The organism is Hydrogenophaga sp. FW305-3-2-15-A-LB1 (genome assembly GCF_058787875.1).
Genome location: NZ_JBYTAE010000184.1, coordinates 1 through 1172, shown reverse-complemented (window position 1 = coordinate 1172; position 1172 = coordinate 1). Strand labels below are relative to the sequence as shown.

Genomic DNA, 1172 nt, shown 5'->3' with positions numbered 1-1172 from the left:
TGCCCGGCCTGAACTTCCAGCTTGGAGAAGACATCGACGCGCTGCGCGACGCGGTGCGCGATTTCGCGCAGGCCGAGATCGCGCCGCGCGCGGCCGAGATCGACCGCGCCGACCAGTTCCCCATGGACGTGTGGCGCAAGATGGGCGACCTGGGCGTGCTGGGCATCACCGTGGGCGAGGAGTACGGCGGCGCCAACATGGGCTACCTGGCCCACATGATCGCCATGGAGGAGATCTCGCGCGCCTCGGCCAGCGTGGGCCTCTCGTACGGCGCGCACAGCAACCTGTGCGTGAACCAGATCAAGCGCAACGGCAACGACGCCCAGCGCCGCAAGTACCTGCCCAAGCTCATCAGCGGCGAGCACGTGGGCGCCCTGGCCATGAGCGAGCCCGGCGCGGGCTCGGACGTGATCAGCATGAAGCTCAAGGCCGAGGACAAGGGGGGTTATTACCTGCTCAACGGCAGCAAGATGTGGATCACCAACGGCCCGGACGCCGACACCATGGTGGTCTACGCCAAGACCGAGCCCGAGATGGGCGCGCGCGGCGTCACCGCCTTCATCGTCGAGAAGGGCATGAAGGGCTTCTCCACCGCGCAGAAGCTGGACAAGCTGGGCATGCGCGGCAGCCACACCGGCGAGATGGTGTTCAACAACGTCGAGGTGCCGGCCGAGAACATCATGGGCGGCCTGAACAACGGCGCCAAGGTGCTCATGAGCGGGCTCGACTACGAGCGCGCGGTGCTCACCGGTGGTCCGCTGGGCATCATGCAGGCCGTCATGGACAACGTGGTGCCCTACATCCACGACCGTAGGCAGTTCGGCCAGAGCATCGGCGAGTTCCAGCTGATCCAGGGCAAGGTGGCGGACATGTACACCGTGCTGCAGGCCGGCCGCTCGTTCGCCTACACCGTGGCCAAGAACCTGGACCTGCTGGGCACCGAGCACGTGCGCCAGGTGCGCAAGGACTGCGCCTCCGTGATCCTCTGGTGCGCGGAGAAGGCGACCTGGATGGCCGGCGAGGGCATCCAGATCTTCGGCGGCAACGGCTACATCAACGAGTACCCGCTGGGCCGCCTGTGGCGCGACGCCAAGCTGTACGAGATCGGTGCGGGCACGAGCGAAATCCGCCGCATGCTCATCGGTCGCGAACTGTTCGCCGAGACGATGTGA

Annotated in this window: 1 protein-coding gene; it reads left to right on the top strand. The window is 66.6% G+C overall.

Annotated features, from left to right (window positions below):
• On the top strand, window positions 1–1172 hold a 1172-nt coding region (locus AC3WPZ_RS27960), incomplete at its 5' end, for an isovaleryl-CoA dehydrogenase (protein WP_492442623.1).